At 63.0% G+C, this 21,052-nt stretch carries 12 protein-coding genes, 1 pseudogene and 1 riboswitch; of the genes and pseudogenes, 7 read left to right on the forward strand and 6 right to left on the reverse strand.

The features are described 5' to 3' along the window. Nucleotides 1-45: 45 nt before the first annotated feature. Nucleotides 46-318, reverse strand: coding sequence for a hypothetical protein (locus tag ACFMO7_RS20820; RefSeq protein ID WP_376797407.1), 273 nt, complete (start codon nucleotides 316-318; stop codon nucleotides 46-48). A gap of 661 nt (nucleotides 319-979) precedes the next feature. On the opposite strand from ACFMO7_RS20820, the gene ACFMO7_RS20825 reads away from it, so the two are divergent. After that, entirely contained in the window at nucleotides 980-1,435 is a 456-nt protein-coding gene (locus ACFMO7_RS20825) for a hypothetical protein (RefSeq protein ID WP_376797408.1), read from the forward strand. A 93-nt stretch (nucleotides 1,436-1,528) separates the two neighbouring features. Here the strand turns inward: ACFMO7_RS20825 and ACFMO7_RS20830 are convergent, their stop codons facing one another. Then, complete coding sequence (locus tag ACFMO7_RS20830; RefSeq protein WP_376797409.1) at nucleotides 1,529-2,230, reverse strand: 7-carboxy-7-deazaguanine synthase QueE; 702 nt, start codon at nucleotides 2,228-2,230, stop codon at nucleotides 1,529-1,531. A 483-nt stretch (nucleotides 2,231-2,713) separates the two neighbouring features. Between ACFMO7_RS20830 and ACFMO7_RS20835 the strand changes: the two genes are divergently transcribed. Genes ACFMO7_RS20835 through ACFMO7_RS20845 form a run of 3 tightly spaced genes read left to right on the forward strand, consistent with a single transcriptional unit; the run spans nucleotide 2,714 to nucleotide 10,176 of the window. Next, on the forward strand, nucleotides 2,714-3,907 hold the full coding sequence (locus ACFMO7_RS20835; RefSeq protein ID WP_376797410.1) for a hypothetical protein: 1,194 nt from the start codon (nucleotides 2,714-2,716) through the stop codon (nucleotides 3,905-3,907). 7 nt (nucleotides 3,908-3,914) lie between these two features. Continuing rightward, nucleotides 3,915-7,322, forward strand: a complete 3,408-nt coding sequence (locus ACFMO7_RS20840; RefSeq protein ID WP_376797411.1) for a hypothetical protein — start codon at nucleotides 3,915-3,917, stop codon at nucleotides 7,320-7,322. Beyond that, complete coding sequence (locus ACFMO7_RS20845) at nucleotides 7,315-10,176, forward strand: pPIWI_RE module domain-containing protein (protein WP_376797412.1); 2,862 nt, start codon at nucleotides 7,315-7,317, stop codon at nucleotides 10,174-10,176. The genes ACFMO7_RS20840 and ACFMO7_RS20845 overlap by 8 nt, the downstream gene beginning before the upstream one ends. A gap of 112 nt (nucleotides 10,177-10,288) precedes the next feature. Here the strand turns inward: ACFMO7_RS20845 and ACFMO7_RS20850 are convergent, their stop codons facing one another. Then, complete coding sequence (locus tag ACFMO7_RS20850) at nucleotides 10,289-11,872, reverse strand: purine-cytosine permease family protein (RefSeq protein ID WP_376797413.1); 1,584 nt, start codon at nucleotides 11,870-11,872, stop codon at nucleotides 10,289-10,291. A 379-nt stretch (nucleotides 11,873-12,251) separates the two neighbouring features. Then, nucleotides 12,252-12,390: riboswitch (TPP riboswitch) on the reverse strand. 281 nt (nucleotides 12,391-12,671) lie between these two features. Here ACFMO7_RS20850 and ACFMO7_RS20855 point away from each other — a divergent pair. The 3 genes from ACFMO7_RS20855 (at nucleotide 12,672) to ACFMO7_RS20865 (ending at nucleotide 15,306) form a co-directional block, all read left to right on the forward strand. Beyond that, nucleotides 12,672-13,115 carry a hypothetical protein gene (locus ACFMO7_RS20855; RefSeq protein ID WP_376797414.1) on the forward strand — a complete coding sequence of 148 codons (444 nt, stop codon included), beginning with the start codon at nucleotides 12,672-12,674 and terminating at the stop codon, nucleotides 13,113-13,115. A gap of 167 nt (nucleotides 13,116-13,282) precedes the next feature. Then, nucleotides 13,283-14,590 carry an alpha-galactosidase gene (gene melA, locus ACFMO7_RS20860; protein ID WP_376797415.1) on the forward strand — a complete coding sequence of 436 codons (1,308 nt, stop codon included), beginning with the start codon at nucleotides 13,283-13,285 and terminating at the stop codon, nucleotides 14,588-14,590. Nucleotides 14,591-14,814: 224 nt separating this feature from the next. Beyond that, nucleotides 14,815-15,306 (forward strand): iron chaperone, encoded by a 492-nt coding sequence (locus tag ACFMO7_RS20865; protein WP_376797416.1) that lies wholly within the window; start codon nucleotides 14,815-14,817, stop codon nucleotides 15,304-15,306. A gap of 29 nt (nucleotides 15,307-15,335) precedes the next feature. On the opposite strand, the gene ACFMO7_RS20870 is transcribed toward ACFMO7_RS20865, so the two are convergent. The 3 genes and pseudogenes from ACFMO7_RS20870 to ACFMO7_RS20880 form a co-directional block, all read right to left on the reverse strand. Beyond that, entirely contained in the window at nucleotides 15,336-15,959 is a 624-nt protein-coding gene (locus ACFMO7_RS20870) for a zinc ribbon domain-containing protein (protein ID WP_376797418.1), read from the reverse strand. A gap of 824 nt (nucleotides 15,960-16,783) precedes the next feature. Beyond that, nucleotides 16,784-20,134: a Swt1 family HEPN domain-containing protein gene (locus ACFMO7_RS20875; protein WP_376797417.1), complete on the reverse strand. Its 3,351-nt coding sequence runs from the start codon at nucleotides 20,132-20,134 to the stop codon at nucleotides 16,784-16,786. Nucleotides 20,135-20,224: 90 nt separating this feature from the next. Then, a pseudogene (locus tag ACFMO7_RS20880) lies at nucleotides 20,225-21,052 on the reverse strand (hypothetical protein); the annotation flags it as partial.

Raw genomic sequence — 21,052 nt, forward strand, 5'->3', positions numbered from 1 at the left:
GGAGGGCAGCAGGTTGCGCGAGATCGAGAAGCCAGCGCCGCTGCTCTAACTGAAGAGCAGGTCGAGAATCTGGCGCTGGAGACTGCTCGGCAACTGCTCCGGCTCCTGGGCCGACCCAAAGGCGCCCGAGAGGCCAAAGCCGTCGATGGCCTGGTAGGGTAGCGCGCGGCCCGGCCCCGTTGATAGTGATGATGCTGGCGGCCTAGGCCGTGTGCGTTGCGAGGCGAGGCTAAGGGGCCCGCTGACGACCAGGGCCGTTAGCCGCAGGACACTCACCACGAGCCAGCCGGCTCCCCTTGCCGGCTGGTCGATGTGCATGCTCTTTCCTCTTTGAATGGCCAAAGGACCCGTTCTCCCGCCTGCCTCTCTCTGTCTACCTGTAAGGACAAGAGGACCGTCCGCGTCCGGCGAAGGCGCTGGCCGGTCCCGGCGGGTCAAGAGACCGCTCCTTCGGCTGGGCAGGGGAACAAGGCTCACGTTTCCTGGCCTTTCCTGCTTGAAGATCTTCAATGATATTTCAATCTCTGAAAATTTCTTTGTATGATCGAAAATAATTAAAAATTATCAGGATGATTTACTCTGGATACTAATAGTAATTGGTGATGAATAAAGATCAGAGTGGGATAGAGATCATATGGCCCGCTGCTGTAAGAGAGCGACTCGACAGGCAGAGAGCACTCAGCAGACAGAGTATAGGCAGAGTTTGTCTCCAGGTCTGGGGGGCAGGTCAAGATTCTCTTTTGGTTTGCTGACTTGTCTCTAGATAGATGACTGAAGTTGACTTTTCGGGCAAGCCAGGCTACACTTATAGCTGAGCAGGGAAGCTCTCGCAAGGCGGGCCAGCCGGCCTCCCTGGCGCCATCTCCTCGGCCCGTTCAGCATCGTTCGTCCGCCTCGAACGTTCTTCCGAGCGCCTCTCTGTCACACCCCAGGTGTGGTGTAGAAACTCAGGCTGGAAATCAAGAAAGGAAGCGTGATCATGAAAAGGATTTCAGCACTGCTATTCTCTCTCTCTCTGCTGGTCTGGCTGGCGGCGCTCCTGTTCCTGGGGGCTGGCCAGGTGCGGGCCGCCTCGCTGTCTGCCGCTGTTGCGACCGTCCCGGCGAGCTGTCTCTCGGCGACACCACCGGAGCAGCAGGTGGTGCTTGGCCAGCCGGCCAAGATCCTCATTAGCGTTTATTGCTATCAGCCGACGCTTTTTACGGAAGTTCTGGTCGCCTGGGGAGACGGCAGCCTCTGGAGCTACCCCCTGTGCGCGGATGCCTGTCGGGTGCCGCCCATAACGCTGGTTGCCACCCATGTCTATAGTCAAATTGGCACCTATGCGCCCCTGGTGTGTTTGCAAGGGGCGGGTCTCTCGGCGGGCAGTCCCGTGGCGACCTGTGTCAGCCTCAAAGTGACCGTACTGCCACCGACGCCTGTCCCCCTTGATTAGCCAGAGGCGCGCTCGCTGAGAAGGGGTGAAGCCGGTGCTGCCAGCGGGCCGGGCGGCTTCCCTGCTCCGCTGGCGGCGGGTGGTCGAGGTAGGCTAGACCAGGCGGCGGCGTCCCCAAATCAGCACATGCAGCTGAGGCAGGACGCGCACATGGTATTGATCCCAGAAAGGATCGCGCAGACGCTCGGCCAGCCAGGCCAGGGCGGCGGGATAGTCTGGCAGAGCGGCGTCGCCCTCAGGTTGCAGGATGATCGGCAGGCGGCGCTCTTTGAAGAGCGGGTGAACCTCCAGCAGGGCGCGCAGAGCTTGTTCGTCCTGGGCATCGCGCACGACGAACTTCCACTGCTGCTTTCTGGGGTCCAGACTGTGCAGAAACTGTTCGATGACCGGATGGCGCAGATAGTTGGCTCCGCTACCGGCGCTGGGCAGCTTCGGCGAGAGGCTCCACAGATCGATCAGTGGCACGGCGGGGGCCGGGAAGATCGTGGCATTTGTTTCGATCGTCAGGTGATGCCCCTGGGCTTTGAGCAGGGCCGCGAGCTGAGGCAGCTCCTTCTGCAAGGTTGGCTCGCCGCCGGTGAGCACCACGTGGCGCGCCCCGAGGGCGCTCACTCGCTCCGCCACCGTCTCGGGAGGAAGCGTCTCCCAACTGCCACCCTCGCGCACGCTCCATGAGTACCTGGTATCACACCACGAGCAGCGCAGGTTGCAGGCAAAAAAGCGCACGAAGGTTGTCGGAACGCCCATCAACGTTCCCTCGCCCTGAATCGAGCGATAGATCTCCATCACCAACATGATCAGAAGCCCGTGGGTTGAGGTTCATTGGTCGCTGTCCTGGCAGTCGCTTCCCGTTCCTTCTGCCGACGGGAAGGGCCGCCAGCGCTGTATAGGATCTCCTGACTAGATTTTCCCCACTCTGTCAACTGGTCCGTCGGCTCAAGGAAGATCAAGAATGAGAGAGGGGCAGCCTGAGCGGGACGGGCCTTTACTCTGTGAGTGGTACCTGCTATCATTATAGCGCATCCTGTGATGCTCAATATTTTGAAGTAAAAAAACACTTCATCATTGCCAGGAGGAATCTACAGGCCAGGTGAACTGGCGAGAGAAGAACATGGTTGAAAAGATGGGGGTCTGGCAGTATCTCCACTGAGGAGATGGTCTTTCTCCTGAGAGCTTCCACTTGGGCCGTGGAGTGAAAAATGGAAGAGTGTGGCGAAGTCACGACTCGGAGCTGCTGGGGTGACGGGCCTTGTAGAGGAAGGAAGGAAAACACCGCGAATGAGCCATCCTGAAAGAGCCAGTGCTGCCCGTGCTGAAGGGCAGGAGCTGTTACCTTTGCCCCTTCTGATTCTGCATTTCATCGCGACAGGCATCGTGCGCTATCAAGAGCAGCACGCCCATGGGAGGGAGTTTGACGGGGACTATCCCGATCCGCTGCAGCGTGGGCTGGACCTCCTCAACGCTCTGCGCTATCGGCAGCAACTTCCCCTCATCAAAAGCGTGCCGCATCTGCTTTCCTGGTGCCGTCGACCGCTAGGCGAGTGGTCTCTGAATCTAGAGGCCCTGGGCCGAGAGCTGGTGAGCGAGGAAGTATTGCTTCACGGCCATCTGCCGTCGGAGCTTTGTCTAGAGCTGGCCTGCTCTACGGATGAAGTTGAGGCTGATCTCATGGAGCGGGCCTTTATGGAGCAGGTCTTTAGCCGCTGCCAGCAGCAGGGGCCGCAGACCTATGTTGCTTTGCGACGCTGGCTGATAGAGCACCCGGTCGTCACAGCCGCAGAGCTTGTCAGGCAGCTCAATGCTTCCCCTGAGCTGGCGCAGCTGCAAGATCTGCTGCGTGAGGCTTACGTGGAGGCTCCCTATGAGGCCCTCTACAAGGGTGCCTTCTACTGCTGTCCTACTTGTGGCGCGCTGCTCCAGCCTGACCACACTGGCCTGCGGCTGCTCTGTAGCATTGAACGCTGCTACCAGATGCCCCTGGCGGTGTCCGCGCTGTCGGCGGCCAGCGGCGATGGAAGTCAGCGCAGGCAGCCGCTACGTCGTCTTGTCCCCAGTGAAGAGGTGGCCTCTCTGAGGCGGGGTCTGCTCTGGTTCGTGATGTGGCCCGGCAGGGCCGAGCTGCGTCTAGAGCGCCGTTTGCGCGAGCAGGGAGCCTTGGTAGAGATGTGGCCCGACTACGATCGCTACGATCTGCGCGTCGTGGTTCCCCGCGGCACGCTGGCCGTTGACGTCAAGGATTGGGCCAATCCCTATCTGCTGGCCAGGCGGGTCAAGCCCAAAGGCTTCTTCTGTGAGCCGGGCAGCCAGCCGTACTATGTCTTTCCCCAGGAGCGCAAGACCCATCAGCCCGATTATGTGCGAGCCTTCAAGTCGGCCTACGATGCGCTGGGAGGTCCCTCGCTGGAAGAAAGCGGCATTAAAGCGGAGTTCGAGGATGACTTTGTCAGGGAAGTTCTGAAGTTATGTCGATGAGGTTGCTATGCGTGCTAAACCAGCAATGGTCAAGGAGATAGAGAAGGGTCTGAAGGCGGCGCTGGCCAAAGTGGGAGGGCGGTCCGAGGCCGGCAAGCCGGCCGGCCAGATGGAGCTGACGATCCGCGAAATAGTGGAGGTTGAGCTGGGGTTGACCTTGCTCTCTGAACTGGCGCCCGGCTCCTCGGCACGGAGCCTGTGGGCTTTGCTCACAGGCTACTCCTTTCCTCTGCCCGCCAGCGGCTGCCCGCCGTCGGAGAAGGTGCGCATGGTGAGCATAGCTCGCCATTTGCTGCTGCCCTTTAAAAGCCCGCGGCGCTGGGAGCAGGCGTTAGCGCGCTACTGCAAGGTCAGCGAGCGGCTCCGTCTCTACGATGTCGATCTACAGACCGGGCGCTACTGCCTGCGGGCGGTTAGCCTCTATCCAGAGCGCCAGGCCCTCTACGCCCAGCTCTATCGCCAGCCTGTGCCGCATGTTGAGCGCAAGCTGCGCATGGCGACGGCGGGCCGCTATCGCTGCTCCGATGGACGGCGTCGAGTAGCTGTTACCATAGCCGATGATCTTCCTCTGCCTGGGCCGCCGCAGGGCTACCAACTGCCGAGGCGCGATCAGCACCCTGCCCTCACGATTTCCTGGGAGGAGTTGATCGCTACAGCGGGCTGGATGGACGAAGAGGAGGCGCGGCGAGGCCTGCCGCCACGTCACTGGCGCCAAACACTTGAACGGGTACGGCTCTGCCTTTCGCCCACTGAGGACAGTCCATTTTGCGAAGCCAGGGAGCTGGTTCTGCAGGGAACGCTGCATCTGGTGGGAATGGTGGGCGCAGGAAAAACCACGCTGATGGATGTGCTGGCGGTGTGGGCGGCCCGCCAGCGGCGGCGCGTTGCCCTGGTCGTCGGCGATGTTACCAGCCTGCTAGAGCGCGTGCAATACTTCCATCAACTGGGCCTGAGTGCCGCGCCCGTGCTCGGCGCGACGAATCGTAGCAAGCATCGGAGACGGCTCCACCAGATCCTCTCTACCGTTCATGGCGTTCACCCCTTGCTGCACGAGCATATTGGCCTGGACTACACCGGTACCGCCTGTCTGCTCGATGGTTTTCGAAGAGAGGAGTCGCGGCCTTTCCGTCTGGATCCCCGTCCCTGCCTGGCTCTCAGGAAGATCAGGGAAGATGAAGAGGAGGAGGAGATCTGGCAAGAGGAGCAGCTCGAGGGCGAGGAGGGTGAGCACGTTGGAGGTGGTGGAAGCTACGCCTGCCCGTTCTATGCTGTCTGCCCCTATCATCTAGCGCAGCATGAGCTTGTTGAGGCGGCCATCTGGGTCGCCACGCCGCAGAGCCTGATCTACACCAGTGTTGACCCTCAGCTCTGCCCTTCTCGCCTGCGTTTCCTGGAGCTGGTCTATCGTCTCTGCGACCTGGTGGTGGTCGATGAGGCCGATCGGGTCCAGGTACAGCTTGATGAACTGTTCAATCCCAGCCTGACCCTGGTCAGCCAGGGGGGTGACTCCTGGTTGGGCAAGCTTTTCGACAGGGTTTCCGCGGCCCTCTACCGCGCGGGCCTGGGACAGGTGAGTGACGATCGTGTGCTGGCCTGGGTGAAGAAGCTGCACAGCGCCCAACAAGCAGCCCTAAATCTCTATGGTCTCCTCTTGGGTCAGCCCGCGCTCAGGAGCTGGATCGAGGAACAGCGCAGCTACTTCAGCGCTTTCACGCTGCTTGAAAAGCTGACGATTGCTGTCTGTGGTCTGGCCGACAGCGAACAGCCCTACAGCGATAAGCGCTATCAGGAGTTCTGGCAAGCCCTGGCGCTCTTTCTCGACGATCCGCTTGGCGAATACGGAGAGCATGAACTGGCCGATCTGGCGCGCCAGTCTATAAACCTGACGCAGCAGGAGGCCGTGCGCGAGCGTCTATGTCGCTGGCTAGAGAGGCAGCCGCATGTCTGCCTGGACAGGCAGGAGCTGACAACCTGGGCTTTGCGCCTGCAGTTCGCCCTCATGCTGGAGGTGTTGGCTGATAGCCTCGATACCCTCATCCGTGATTGGCGGCAGGTAGAGGCGCTGTTCGGCCTCGAAGGGAGCAGCACGGCCCTCTTCTATAGTCCACCTCCCGATTATGCTCCCTGGCTGCCCGATGCCCCAATGGGCAACATTCTTGGGTTCCAGTATGTACATACAACGGATCAGGCGAACGGGCCGGGCGAGCTGCGCTTTTTCCGCTGCATAGGCGTGGGGCGCTGGCTGCTGTTGCATTTGCATGACTTTCTGGCGGCTGAGAATCTGGCTGGCCCTCACGTAGTGCTGCTCTCGGGGACAAGCTGGGCGGGCAGCTCGCCAATCTACCACTTGCAGCTACCGGTGCATGGCGTGCTGCTGCCCCCGCAGGAGGAGCTGGAGGCCATTGCCCAGAGCCAGTTTGCTTACTGTTTCTCCCGCGACGAGCGCACCCAAGAGGCGATCGCAATCTCAGGCAAGCAGGGACAGGCACGTTTGCTGGCCCTGGAGAACCTGGTCTGGGACCTGGCGCATCAGGAACACCTTGGTCAGCAGCTCTTGCCAAGCCGACTGGAGCGGCTGCGCGCCAGCCTGCCTGAGGATCGGCAGCGGATCTTGCTGGTCGTCGGCAGCTATCAGGAAGCCGAGCATGTCTATCGCGCCCTTGTGAAACACTATTACCTTGCTCACGGTCAGGTCGCCTATCTGGTGCCCGATGACGCCGAGTTCGAGCATAGCTGGTCTGGCCATAATGATGGCCTGCAGCGGGGGATGGTAAGCCGCTTCTCCAGCCGCGAAGCCTGGCTGCTCGTTGCCCCGCTGCAGGCCATCGAGCGCGGCCACAATATTCTCACCGACGAGGGCAAAGCCGCTATTGGGGCAGTCTGCTTCCTGGTGCGACCCCATCCGCGTCCCGACGACATCCAGTATACACTGCACGCCATGAACTACTGGGCCATTCAACACGATGCTGACCAGCAATGGTGGAGCAGCCTCTACGAAGCCGGGTTCGGCGATCTGGAGGCCCTGGGCAAGCGCTTCCGAGGCGCGGCCTTTGCCCAGTGGCAACATCTCTTGCGCACCCCGCTACGCTATAGCTCGTTGCCGCTCAGGGAGCGCCAGGCACTGATCTGGAGCCTGCTGGTGGCTATCTGGCAGGTCATCGGGCGCCTGGTACGTGGCGGCTGCCCGGCGCGGGTGCTCTTCTGTGACAAGCGCTTTGCCCCTCGGCAGGCGACCTATGGGGAGGATGACCGAGAGAGCAGCAGCCTGATCGTGGGCATGCTCTCCGTCCTGGGCCCCTACTTTGATCCGGAGAGTCCCCTTCCCCAGCGAGATAAACATTTGGTGCACATACTCTACGGGCCTTTATATCAGGGTTTGAAGGAGATGCAAGAGAAAGGACTGAGCTATGAGTAGTAGCAAGGTGCTGCAACCGGTGGCTTTCTGGCTGCCCAGGGATGGGAAGGGGGAAAGAGGAGGAGGGCTGGCCGCTCATCCCTGCTGGGTTCTGCCTTTCCCAGAGGAGCTGAAGAGCCAGCTACGCGAGGCCATGGCGCGTCAAAGTCGACGCCCTGCGGAGAAGTGCCAGGTACCTGTGCAGGTCCTGAATCAGGCCGCGCGCCTGCTCATTCCTGACCTCATTTCGATCACGAGCAATGCGATGCAACAGGGGCAGCAGCCCTGGCTCTACGGCTTTGTCAATCCCGAACGGCCCGCCGAACCGCCGACCGACAGTGCCGCGCTCCGCTATCTGCTGGCCGCCTGGGCACGCCTCGTCTACCGTCCTCCCTTTCTGGACAGGGTGATGGAGGCCATCCAGCGGACCGAGCTGGCCTGGCGCCGTGAGGAAATCGATCTCTGCCACTGGTCGCAGGCGCCCAACGGTACGGCCCGTCCCTACCGAGAGAGCGGCCTTCAGCGCATCCAGGATGGTTTTGTGCTGCTCCCCGACGTGGTGGCCGCACGGCTGTGTCAGCATGAGCTGAGCATCGAGCATGGGCGGCGCTTTCGTTTCAAGCGGGCCCCCCTCGCGCCCGGCAGACACGGCTGTGAGCTGGTTTCCTGGCCGCCGCAGCGGGAGGACGATGGGCAGGTGACCTGGTACTGGTCCTTGCTCGTCACGATCACGCTGCAGACCGTACCTTTTCAAAGCTATCCACAGCTGCACCTCAAGCTGGGGGTGCGGCGCTGGGTCTCGGCCCCGCTCAGCTACAGTCCCGGGAGGCAAGCCTGCAGCATCTACCTGCTTGACAGCTTGCCATGGCTGCCCGCAGGCTCTCACAGCCAGAGCTTCCAGGTGGCTCCCATTGAATGGTGTGCCAGCAGTAAGGATCGAGAGGGGCAGCAGGAGAGCGACGGGAAGGACAAAGGCGGAGAGTTCTGCTGGCGAGGGAAACTGGTTGAACTCTTGCAGGATCAGCACCTGTCGCAGCGGCTGCCCGATCCTATGCAGCTTGTGCATGATCCGACGCGTTTTCTGGAGAGGGAGGAAGGCGGGCCAGTGGCTGCCCTGGTCTTTCGCCAGGGGATGAAGCCCCGGCATCCCGGGGGAACGGGCATGTCGCTCTTGGACCGCTGTTGCCTGGTGGAGCACTTTAGCGAGCTGCTCGCGCCGGATTTCGTCCTGCGCCCGGAGCTGGAGCGCTTTGCCCCCAGGCTCTCCGTTGTCCGCCTTCCGAATCCCTTCTTTGCGTCCCGCCAGGGCAGTAAGAAGAAAGAGCAGCAGAAAGAGCAAGACCAGCTCGCCGAGCAGGCTGATCGCTGCGCTGAGCGCCGACGGGCAGTAGCTGAGGCGCTTGATGAGGCCAAAGCCCTGACGTTGATTATTCGCTACCAGTCGCAGCAGGTGCGGCAGGCCCTCTACCAGGCCCTGCACGAGCTGTTCGGCTATCCCCTGGAGCTGGCCGATGGAGCTACCTGGACCAGCCCCGAACTGGCGCTAACGGTGCGTAGCGAGCCGCTTGGGCCGGTGGGTCGTCCGCTGGGGCTGAAAGAGGGAGCGAGAAGGCAAGCCGCGGAGCGCTGGCGCCAGGCTATCGAGGGGCGGGCTGCCGAGATTGCGGCTGCTCTGCCCAAGGCGGTCGGATGCTGCGGAGTATTGATCGAGCTGGATAACGCCGAGGCGTTCCGCCAGGATGGCGATCCGAAAGTGGCTCTGCGCCTGGGCTTTGGCCGCCAGGGCTACCTGACTCAGTTTCTCACCCCGGAGGATGAGCCGGCCAGCCGGGCTAAGGAGCGCCCTTTGCCGATGCGGGCCCGCATGGCTGTGCTCGACCTCTTGCGTCAGTTCGGCGTGCTGGGAGCTTGTCCCCGCATTGTGCCCAAAGCGACCCCAAAATCATTGCCTCTGTCTATCCCCGAGCCGTTGCACTACCTGGCCACCTGGCTGATCTATCGCAATCAGCGCGGCAGCGAGACGCATCTGCCGCAGTGTCTTCCCCTGGTGCTCTATATGCGCTCCGATCGCCCGCTGATCCTCGTCCGGGCCCCGGGCTTTGCTGACTGGCTCCCCTATCGGGAGGCCGCGCTGCGGCTGGTGCATGAGAAACAGTCCTACGTCGCCAGCCAGACGGTCTGGCCCTTTCTTCTGAAAACGCTGACCAGCGTTCTGCCCTCCCTGGACGATACGATACTGTTTTGCGATGCCTGCAACCTGCGCCGCTGCTGGCCCTGGCTGAGCAATGAGCAGATCACTTGCCACCTGCCACCAGAGCTGCAAGGCTTTCCGCAACTCCGCATCGTGCGTATACGTAGTGCTGTGCATGAGGTGCCTGAAGGATACGTAATCAACAGGGATCTTCTCAACAGAGGAAGAAGTCCGTACATCATCTCTCAGGGCGTCTTTCTTGATAAGGAGAACCCTCACGTCTTTGCCAGCGTCCAGGAGAAGCCCCCCTCGGCACAAACCCGCAAAGCCAGCTCCAAGCTCTCGCTCCGCGAGCGCCAGTCAGCTCCTGGGAAAGGTGGCGGGGAGGAACCTTTCTATGATCCCCAAGGCATGGCCTGGAACCCGCATATCATCGAATTGACCGTGGCCTGTGAGCGCCCAGACGACCGGCTGATGTGTGCTGTCGTGGCTCATGAGTTACGCAACCAGGTGGCCGTTCAGTTTGGGGCCCCCACCGTGCTGCCTCTGCCGCTGCATCTGGCTCGCCAGCTCAATGAATATATCGTCCCGCTGGTTCCACCAGATGAGCTTGGCGAGGATCCCACTCTGTCCTATGCGGAGGGAGAAGATGAGGAGGAGGAGGAGGAAGGGGAGCGGGAGTAGTGCAGCGGCGCCCGGACGACGTAGGGCGGAGCGCATCGTCAGGGCTGCCGCTGCCTGAAGGGCTGTCGCTTGCCTGGTTTGGAATGTCTCGAAGGGGGTCCGTTCTGCCCTGTCAGGGCTGGCTGCCCGCTGCGCTCTCGGACGCCGCACTCTGAGGATCAGGGGCGGCCTGTCGGCGCCGCGCCGGCAGGCTCAGCAGCAGGTAGAGCAGGGCGCTGACAACGGCGCCGACGATGCCGCTGAGGTCCATGCCGCCCAGCAGGTGCGCCAGCGGCCCCTGCCAGGGCTGGCTCAGCCAGGGCAGAGTCGCTGAGCCGATGAAGGGGATGGTGACCGCGAAGCCGATCAGCCAGGCCAGCACGGCCCGCCAGGCCAGCCCGCCTCGGTACCAGTAGCGCCCGGCAGGGCCGCGTGTCAGCTCTGCGGCGACGTAGCGCCCACGGCGCAGCACGAAGAAGTCGATGAGCAGCACGGCGGCCCAGGCCGGCACCCAGAGATAGGTGAGGAGCAGAAAGTCGATGTAGACATTGAGGAAGCGGTTAACCAGTTCGCTGTAGGTCTGGGCTTCGCTGAAGCTGAAATGGGAGAAGAGGCCGATCCAGAAGACGCCCACCGCCCCGACGAGGCCGCAGAGCAGGGCCGACCACCAGCGCTTGAGCGGGATGTCCATGGCCAGCGCGACCAGGCCGGCGGTGTAGACGTCGAAGTAATTGGCCCAGATCTCGCCCAGAACAACGAAGAGTAGGAAGGGAACGAGCAGCCAGCGAGGGGCGGCCCCGCTGATGACGCTCAATAGATCGGGATTGGCCGGGTTGATGGTGGCCAGGGCGACGCCAAGGATGCCCAACAGGGCCGTCGGCAGGCCAATGCCCAGGCCCGCCCACCAGGCAATACCTCCGGCCCGCGTGCGCGTGGGCAGATAGCGCGAGTAGTCGGAGGCGAAAGGAATCCAGGAGGCGATGAGGGCATAGATGAAGCCGCCGCCGGTCACGATAGCTGCCAGGCGCGCCGGCCCCCGCACCGTCGTGGGCAGGCCCCAGTTGATGCGTGGGAAAAGCACGACGAAGAGCAACAGGCAGAAGGCCATGAAGACGATGGCTCCGTACTTTTCGAAGACGTGGACGGTCTGGTGACCGTAGATGGCTACGATGACGGAGAGGATGAGCACCAGAGTGATGGCGATGAGGGCCATCTGCGGCGTGCGTGGCAGGCCGGCCAGACTGGCGAGCTGCACCAGGGCCCAGCCCCCAATGACGCAGTCGACGGCGAACCAGCCGACGGCCATGAGCCAGGTTAGCAAGGCTCCTAAATAGGCACCGCGGTGCCCGAAAACGGCGCGCGCGAAGACCATCTGAGGCGTGCCGGTGCGGGCACCGGTGGCGCTGGTCAGCCCGTGCAGAGCGGCGGCCAGGACGGCCCCAATGATGATGGCGATGGCGCTGTCCAGCAGGCCCAACTGTCCCTGGCTCAGCCCCAGGACCAGAGGGGCCCCGATGGCCAGCGCTCCGGTGAGCAGCGAGAGATAGTTGGCCATCGCCCCCGCCCAGACCAGGGCTAGCTCGCGCGCGCTGCCGTGACGGTCGCTCTCAGGGATCGGCTCCATGCCGTGACGCTCGACTTTGAGAAAGTCGTCGGCTTCTACTCCCCGTACCTGGAGGAGGCCACCGGGTTCCTGTGGCTCCATTGCTGGCTCCATGTTTGGCTTGCTCCTTTCTCGGCTGACTTCCTATCTGCCGGTTACTTCACTCGCTCGCTCTCTGCTGCCAGCTAGCGAGGTGAATAGACGGGCAGGCGGCAAAACTGGAGACGGGCCAGGCCGGTCGCTTGATTGGTTGGCAGGCTGACTGGCAGGGGCCGATGCTGGCGCCATGAGCGGACCGCTCCGTCCGGCGGATAGATGAGGCGATGACTCCGGCCAGGGAGGCGCGACTGATCCTCTCCTTCCCGAGATGAGGCCCATGAAAAAGGGGCTGGCTCGCCTGGGCTGGGCTTGCCCGGCTCTCTGCCAGCTCCCTCGGGATCGTGGGTCGGTCGATTGGTCGATTGGTTGCTTCTGCCTCTCTCCAATCAGGGGCAGAGCGATGGAACACGCTCCCTGCGCTGGCATTACCCAGATCAGGTTCTGGCGGTCGGTGACGGCGCCGCCGCCTGCCTCCAGGCGGCTCCCTGGTCACCCTCTCAGCCCGGCTCTCCCGAGCTCCCGTCTCTGCCTGCTGCTTCTCTTTTTTATCGGCACAGTTGTCGCCAGATAGGTGTATAACAGATCGCTGCTTGGGTGTCAAGGAATAGTGGCGCCGTTCTTGTCCTTTCTCCCTCGCGCGTGACCTGGCGCGCTTTTGGACCATAGCCGGGGAGAGAGGATCGGCGATTGGAAATCAACTCAAAATGTGATATTCTCTTCTAGAGATGATTGCTCGCCATGGAGTGTCAGGATGTACTGATCGATAGACCGGTAAGAGGCTGTACGAGCCGCTCTCAAGGCAGGAGGTGATCCTATGGAGCGGACAGAGGAAGCAGCGGCCCCCGTCAGGCGAGGCGGGGACTGGTGCATCGGCTGTTTGGAGATTGCCTGCTGTATGGTCCTCCTGGCCTGCTTCTCGATCCTTTTAGCGGGCAGGCTCGGATTCTGGCTCAACTATGCTACCCCGCACTGGCATCGCAATCTGCTGGTGGTCAGCATGGAGGATACGGCCCTTGAGAATCCGGGCGATTCCGCTGCGCTGCCGCTGGCGGTGGTCTATCTCCATTTTAATGACGGCTCATCGATCTATGTTTCGCCAAGGCGTGTCGACGAGGCCATGATCGTGCCGGGGAGGACGCGCGTCTCCTATGCCCAGTTGCAGATCGATAATCCGGTCCTCAACTTCTTCTTCTCCTGGAGCGACCCCTATTACAATGTTGCCACGGAGGTCGTTGTTCTCGATCCGCCCTCCCGCTGACTCGGGGGGAGGTGACTCTCTCTCGCGGGTGGATCGGCCAGATGCTATACTGCCTGTAACAGGTGTTGGTGGGATGTAGCCGGCCAGGTGAGGATGGCTCAGGTCTGCCTGTCCGCTCTGGCTGCCAGGGCAGGCGGAGACAGTTTGTTGCGGGAGGAGATCCGCTTGTGACCCAGATCAAGATCACCATTATTGGGGCCGGGAGCGCGGTTTTTGCGCGCCAACTGATGACCGATATCTTGCTCAGCGAGGGGTTGGATGAGGGGACCTTCGCCCTGGTCGATATCGATGGGCGCCGCCTGGAGCTGGCCCAGCGCATGGCCGAGAAGCTGGTCGAGCGCAGCGGCAGGCGCTGGCGCGTCGAAGCCTCGACGGAGCGGCGTTCGGTGATGGCGGGCAGCGACTTCCTGATCAATACGATCGAGGTGGCCGGGCTGGAGTATGTGCGCCAGGACTACGAGATTCCTTTAAAGTATGGGATTGACCAGTGTATTGGCGATACGATTGGCCCAGGGGGCATCTTCAAGGCCCTGCGCACTGGTCCGGCCTGGTTGTCCATTCTGCGCGATGCCGAGGAGTTGTGTCCGCGGGCCTGGGTCCTCAACTATACGAATCCGATGTCGATTCTGACTTTGGCCGCTCTGCGTGGGACGCGCCTGCGCACGGTGGGACTCTGCCATAGCGTGCAGTGGACCTCGCGCCAGCTAGCGCATTATCTGGAAGTGCCCTATGAGGAGCTGGAATGGCGCTGCGCCGGTATCAATCATCTGGCCTGGTTTACAGAGCTGCGCTATCGGGGCGAGGATCTCTATCCGCGTTTGCGCGAGCAGGCCCGGCGGCCTGAGATCTACGAGCTGGACCCGGTGCGCTTTGAGACGATGCTTCATCTGGGGGCCTTTGTGACGGAGAGCAGTGGGCATTTCTCGGAGTATGTGCCCTATTTCCGTAAGCGGCCCGAGCTGGTGGCGCGCTATTGCCGGGCCGGCTATCTGGGCGAGTCGGGCTTTTATGCTCGCAACTGGCCGACCTGGCGGCGGGAGAGCGAGCATGCCATCGAGGAGATGCTCAGGGGGGAGCGGGAAATCCCCTGGGAGCGCAGCGTGGAGTACGGGGCGCAGATTATTGAGGCCATTGTGACGGGCAGGCCAACGGTGATCTATGGCAATGTGCGCAACTGCGGGTTGATCGAGAATCTGCCGGATGGCTGTGTCGAGGTGGCCTGTCTGGTCGATCGGGCTGGGGTGCAGCCTCTGCATTTTGGGCGACTGCCGGAGCAGTTGGCGGCTCTCGATCGGGCCCATATGGCCGTCCACGAGCTGGTCTGTGAGGCCCTGCTGACGGGCCGACGCGAGCCGGCACGCTATGCACTGATGCTCGATCCGTTGAGTGCGGCGGTCTGCTCGCTGGAGGAGCTGAGTCAGCTCTTTGATGAGTTGTGGGAGGCCGAGCGCGCCGCTCTGGAGACCTTCGTCTGAAGAAGCGCCGGCGGCTCCGGTGGCTGGACGCGGTCGCTCTGGCCGGTTTGGCGGAAAGGGGCTGGCCGGTTACCGTTCCTGCCGGCAGTGGGGAGAATGATAAAGATGAGGCGCTTGCCCGATGGTGAGCAGAGGCGGCGCCGGGCCCGGGCCGGGCGCAGCGTGAGGTGCGCTGGCCCCGATCAAGCAAGTAAGTATTAGGTAGGAAGGAGATATGGGCTGCTATGAGTCAGCCAGGAAAGAAGGAGCCCCGCGAGAAGCTCCCCACACAGGACGGTCAGCCTGACGGCAGGGCCGCAGGCGAGAGTGGGTTCAGTGTTGAGGAGCGGGCGGCGATGAGGGAGCGGGCCCGCGAGCTGAAGGCCGGCAAGGAGCGGGAGCAGGGAGAGAACGAGGTGTTGGAGAAGATCGCCAGGCTGGACGAGCCGGATCGAAGTATGGCCCTGCGGCTGCATGAGCTGGTGAAGGAATGTGTGCCGGAGCTGGTGCCGCGGACCTGGTACGGCATGCCGGCCTATGCGCGCCCGCGCGATGGCAAGATTATCTGTTTTTTTCAGCCGGCCCAGAAGTTCAAGACGCGCTATGCGACGCTGGGTTTCAACGATGTGGCCCGTCTCGATGAGGGCCAGATGTGGCCGACGACCTATGCTCTGACAGCGCTGGGCCCCGTCGAGGAGGAGCGCATCAGGGAGCTGCTCAGGCGGGCGATCGGCTGAGGTGTGCTGCGCCGTTGCAGGGTGGTCGCTCAGGTCGCGCGCGGGCCGCTGGAGCGCGCCAGCAGGACAGGACCACCTACGTACGAGGAGGCGGAGGGCCGGTCGGAGCCTGAGACCGGACGCTTCTCCATACGTATACCAGGTGACCTCCTCCCCCCGAAGTGCGGGGGCATCCTTAAGCGGATGCTCACGGGTGCTTGCGCTTCGGTTCGTGGTCCGTATGCCATCCCGGCCGGAATGACGGGGACCACGGGCCGCGCCAGACGGCCACTCCTCCCTTTGACGGGAGATAGCTGGAATACGCGCTCGTAGATGTTCAGCGCACCCTTCACGTCCGGCCGAGCCGTCCACCCGCACCGACAGCGGTATAAGCCGCGATGAACCCGGCTGCCCTCCCGAACCGTACCACATGCATGGCAAGTGCGGGAGGTACCTCGCTTGTCCACGTCGTCTCGCACAGTGATCCCTAGAAGAGCGGCCTTGTATCGGATCATCTTAATGCTCTTGCAGTACGGCCAGGCGTGGAGCCGCTGTTTCATCCGGGCAGCGTAGTCGATCTCCTCGCGGATGCCGGTCAGATCGCCAATAGCGATTTCTTTGACCCCGCGCCGGACGCACTCGCAGATGAAATGGGCGGGGGCGAGGTGGAGCATCTGCTCCACCTGCTGGCGCTCCTTGCGGGCGATCCCTGTACCGCCGGAACATGCCGGGTTTCTCCCGCGCCGGCGGCTTCCCCTTCGCCCGTACCTTCTGCCAAGACCGCCGAACCGCCTTGATGAGACGGCCGGAGGGGAGAAGCGCCGTGCTGTCCTCAAAGATCGCTGTCAGCAGCAGCGTTGCGCCGAGATCGACAGCCACACGGCCCTGGCCGTGGTTCTCGCGGAGCTTGACCTCCACCACCAGACCGGCTTCCAGACGCCCGCTTGTCTTATCGTAGGTGATGACGATCTGCCGCACCCGCTCGTATTCCACGCCAGGCCGGTGGCTGATACGGAACGTAGCGGCGTGGACGCCATCCTCGCGGCTTTTTCCCAACGAAAGAGTCCACCTGGTCGCCGGCCGCCTTGAACCCACTTTGCACGGATTTGAGATCGGACAGGTGGCTCTTCGGCCGGAAACCGGGCGCGTTGTGCTTCGTGTGGCCGTTCTTCCGGAGCGCGAAGAACGACCGCCACGCTTGCCGCTCCTCGTCGCGGGTGATCTGCGCAGACAAGGAATGGTCCCCCCTGGTCCTCGGGAGCGTCGCCAGATGCGGTTGAGGCTGGACCGGCGCACATCGACCCGACCGGCTTCCTCCGGCTGGCGGCGCACATACCACATCAGCCCATTGTAGACCAGTGAGGGAGATGACAGCCCCCTCGCGCTCCCCCATTTTTCTAAAATGGTTCCCCCGCAACCCTGGGCTGCTGAGAGCACCTGGTTGCGGGGGCGCGATCCACCTGGCCACCCATGGCGACGCTCGCCGCGCCGGGGCGAGTTACTCGCTTTCAAAGGCGGCATCTTCGAATTTCAGCGTGTGACAGTTTTCCTCTACGGTCCGGCGCACACCCTCTGAGAAGCCCTCGGGCAAGGTTGCCTGAATCTCCAGTGTGATCTTGACCTGAGCGTTGGGATTCCTGCTCAGGTGCTCGATCACCTCTTTGTTGATTGACTCGATCGTTGTAAACAGGTGGAAACGGGACAGATTGACTGCTCCGTGGAAGCGAGAATAGCGAGGCTCGGCTATGGCTCTGTCCCTGACCGTTGGGACCTGGCGTGCGCTGCTGCCCTCGCTCTTCAAGAGGCCCACGTTGCTGGCACCGCTCTCATTGGCGGATGGGCTGTTGGTGACCGCTGAGGCGGCTGCCTTCTGGGCCTCGGCCTCTAGCTGGGCGGCTGCCACCTCGGATTTGACCACCAGGCCGGTGTGCAGGATATCTGTCACCGGCACGATCTGACCCGCCTTCAAGCCAACGTAACGCTGGCGCGTCTCGTCCCAGAAGTCGGCGTAGGCAAAGGTCTCCTGGCGCCATTGGAGCGAGCTGACGCCGTTGGCAATGGCCTGGAGGAGGGTCTTCGGATCCTTGATGCGCGGCAGATAGAGGTAGCGCCCGTAGAAGTTGACCAGGTCTCCGACGCCGACATGGTTGCCCTGCCAGAGCGGGATCGCATCCAGTTGCCGACGCAGCAGGGTCCCGGCATAGGTCGGGAGCAGGTGACCCTGTTTCTCCAGGTCTGTAGAGGCCTTGCTGACCAGATCCGCAAGCTTGGCTCCGGAGGAGATGGTCAACTTGATCTTCTCCAGATGTTCGGCCTGAAGAGGCTGTTCTTGCTCGGGCACCAGCAGCCAGATGTAGGTTTCCACGATGCGTAGATCGACGGTCTCGTTGAAGCTCTGGCGTTTGGCCTTGGCCTGGTTTAGCTGCGAGAGATCGAGGTTCAGGGTCTCGCTTTCCTGGCAAATGGAACTCCAGGCCAGGTAGTGGCGTACGGCTTCCTTTAGCTCCTCAAGGCGCTTGTGATCGGGGGCCAGGAAAACCAGCGTGTTGCGGAAATCGCGCCGCCCGTTGCCGTGCTCGTTGAGGAAATTCTGGGCTTGTTTGTATGCCTTGCTCTCTTCGTTGCTGGTGGTGTAGGGGGAATCGGGCCTCAAGATGACCAGGCGCACCCCTTCGTTGATGTCGGGCACGTCGCTGCTCTGCGAGGGGCAGGGGTGAACGCGTGAGAAGCTGCCTTTGGGGATGGAGGGTGAGAGGAGCGTGCGCAGACGCCGCTCGATCTCGGCCTCTACCTCGGCTTCCGGCAGGCGGGCGGCGCGCTCGCTGGCCAGGCGCGTGATGCTGACGTGGGTGTCGTACCAGTAGCGCTGGCCATCGGACCAGAGGTGCGTCGAGCGATTGGAGAGGTGGTGCAGGGCGTCGCTCAGGATCGAGATGTTCTCTCGGGGCAGGAGGCTGCCTAGCTGGATTTCGCCCTCGGTCAGGCCGCGATTGGGACTGCTCTGACTGGGAGCGGTGCCGATGTAGATGGTGCGGGCGACTCGTCGGCAAGCCGCGTGCTGACCCAGATTCGGATACTCCGCGTCGAGCTGGGTGGCCAGCGCGTGGATGCCGTCGATGTCTTTATCGATGATGGGGCGCCAGTTGTCTGTCAGGTTGCGCAGCAGCTCGTCCTGGACGAGTGGCTCGTCGAGGGGCAGGGTGCCGGGCATGATCAGCGGGTGGGAGTCGCCTCTGATCCAGAGCGTGCGCACCACCTGGGCCATCAGGCGCAGGACGCCGCGCGTGCGCTGAAAGCCTTCAAGGCTGGACCAGGTTCCGTAGAGGCGGTCGAACAGTTCGGGGTGGATGGGATAGGCCCGCTTGATGCGCTCTTCGTAGCCGTTCTCGCGGCAGTAGGAGGGAAGGGTCTGGTGTTCCTGGTAGAGCCTGGCGAAGGTGCGGGCGGCGAAGTCGCGCGCGCTGAACTGCTTGGGATTGCTGAGGTCCTGAAAGAGACGGCGGCGGACGATCTCGAAGCTCTCCTCGACGCTGGCGGGATGCCAGGGGGATTCGAGGCGCCAGAGGATCATCTTGAGGCGGCGCAGGGCTTCTTGCCCACCCTCACCGCCGGCTTCGCTATCGGAGGCAGGCAGGGAGGTCACAAGCATGGCTTTGGACGTGCTGCTGACGGCCTCGCTGAGGGCCTGGGCAAAGCTGAGGTTGGCGTCGAAGGTGCCCGCCGGCAAGTTGGAGGGCTTGTAGAGCTGGCGCAGGTGAACGACCCATTCGTCGATGAGGATCAGGCAGGGCGCGGCGGCGCTCAGGATCTCGCTCAGCGTGCCCGAGCTGGGGCTGATCCCCTGACGGTCGAGATCGGCGACACGCTCGTAGCCGTCCTTGCCGAGGAGCTGCCAGGCCAGCTCTCCCCAGAGAGTGTGCACGCGGCAGCCGTCGGGCTTGACGGTGATTTCGCCGGGCGAGATGGCGTGGCCAACGAGAACGGCGCGCTGGACGGAGGGCAGCTTGTCAAGCCTCGCTTCCGCCAGGAGGGTCTCAACGCCGACCAGCTCGGAGGCAGGGCGGCCTGAAAAGAGATGGTAGAGGGCTAGCAGGGAGTGGGTCTTTCCACCGCCAAAGTTGGTTTGCAGGTTGATGATGGGGTCGCCTCCTTTATCGCTCAGCCGCCGCAGGGCGTTGAGCAGCAGCCAGCGGAGGCCCTCGGTCAGGTAGGTGCGCTGGAAGAACTCGCGCGGGTCGCGATATTCGAAGGGACCCTGGCCGCTATGGACCGTGGCCAGGTTGGCGGCGAACTCGGCGGCTCCCGAACCGCTGTCGATGACGTCCTGACGCGGCTGGATGACCTCGCGCCAGGGGAGCAGGCCAGTAAAGGAGCTGTCTGGTGCGTTGGACTGCTGGCGTGCCTGGCGCCGGAGCTGGTCTTCGTAGCGCTGGCGCATGATTTCGTGCTTCATCTCCTCACAGGTTTTGGCTTCGCTGTGGGCGGAGATGGCCTCGAGGAGGCGCTGGGCGCTGTCGAAGGCCCGATAGGCGTCGTCGGTGCTCAGGTAGGCCTGGTGGGCCCATTCGTTGCGCGTCTGGCGCAGCTCGCTCACCAGGGCGCGCTCACGGTAACCAAGGACCTCCTGAAAGACATCTTTCCAGTGATCCCAGATGATGACCAGGAGGGCCTGGACATCGGCGAGATGGTCTTTGTTCCCGGAAAGATGCTCTCTGTTGAGCGATTGGGCGGCCTGGTAGCTCCAGGTGCTTCCGTAGACGGCCTCCATCTGGCGCTCGACGAAGGGCTTCAGGCCATCCCGGAGTAGGGTGAGAGCCAGGCCGACGTATTCATGATTGGTGCGTGCCATTGAGGCGTTGCTCCTCTCCCGTTGCTCTCTATGAGGGGCTGGTCTCGCTCTCCTCTTGGGAAAACGTTGGTCGCTTCTCTCCTTTGAATATTATTCTACTTCCTGGGTGCTCTGGACGGCTATACTGTCTGACTGATCCTGCATGGCCAGGAAGCCCTGGGTGGGCCGGTCTTGCTTGTATTCGAGGGCAAGCTCGCTGATGGTGGTCCAGGCAGCGATCAGGCTGTTGTAGGCCAGGGCGTCGCGGGCCCAGCCTTTGCGCTCGCAGAGGGTGTAGAGGCGATAGGCCAGCTCGCGGACGGCCTCGCCGTAGTGGAGGGTCTGGCTCAGCAGCTGGGCGGCCTCCCGCTGGCCCTGACCATCGAGGATGGCGTGGGCCAGGCGCAGGGTGATCTCCCAGACGAAGAGCGGGCGCTCTCTGGGGAGCGGGGGAGCCAGGTGGGCCTTGGAGGGAGAGCCCTGGCGGGCTTGGTCGCGGTCGCGGGAGGCCAGCTCCTGGCCGGTGAGGAGGCGCACCTGGCCGGCGGCGGCCTGCAGGAGGCCGGCTTCCTGCAGGCGAGCCAGGCTGATGTTCTTGGCTTTGGAGAGGGTTTCGGCGTAGCCGTAGGGGCCGCAGGAGAAGCCGAAGGCTTCGAACCAGGCCAGGGCCCAGCGGGTCTCGCTGTCGTAGTCGCCTTCCTGCTCGGCGAGGACGTGGTCGAGGGTCTGGTTGATGAGCTGGAGGGCGGTGCGGACGGTCAGGGGGCGGCCGTCGGCCTCCTCGATGCGCCGGTACTGGGAGTAGATGGCCATGCCGGGGCCGATGCTGGCCTGGGCGAGGTCGACGGGGGAGATGCCGCCGCGCTGCAGGTGGCGGACGGCCTGGGGGAGCTGGGAGCGCAGCTCGCGGAGGAACTCTTTGCGGGTGGCGATGGGGGC

The organism is Thermogemmatispora sp., assembly GCF_042408735.1.
Classification (GTDB): Bacteria; Chloroflexota; Ktedonobacteria; order Ktedonobacterales; family Ktedonobacteraceae; genus Thermogemmatispora.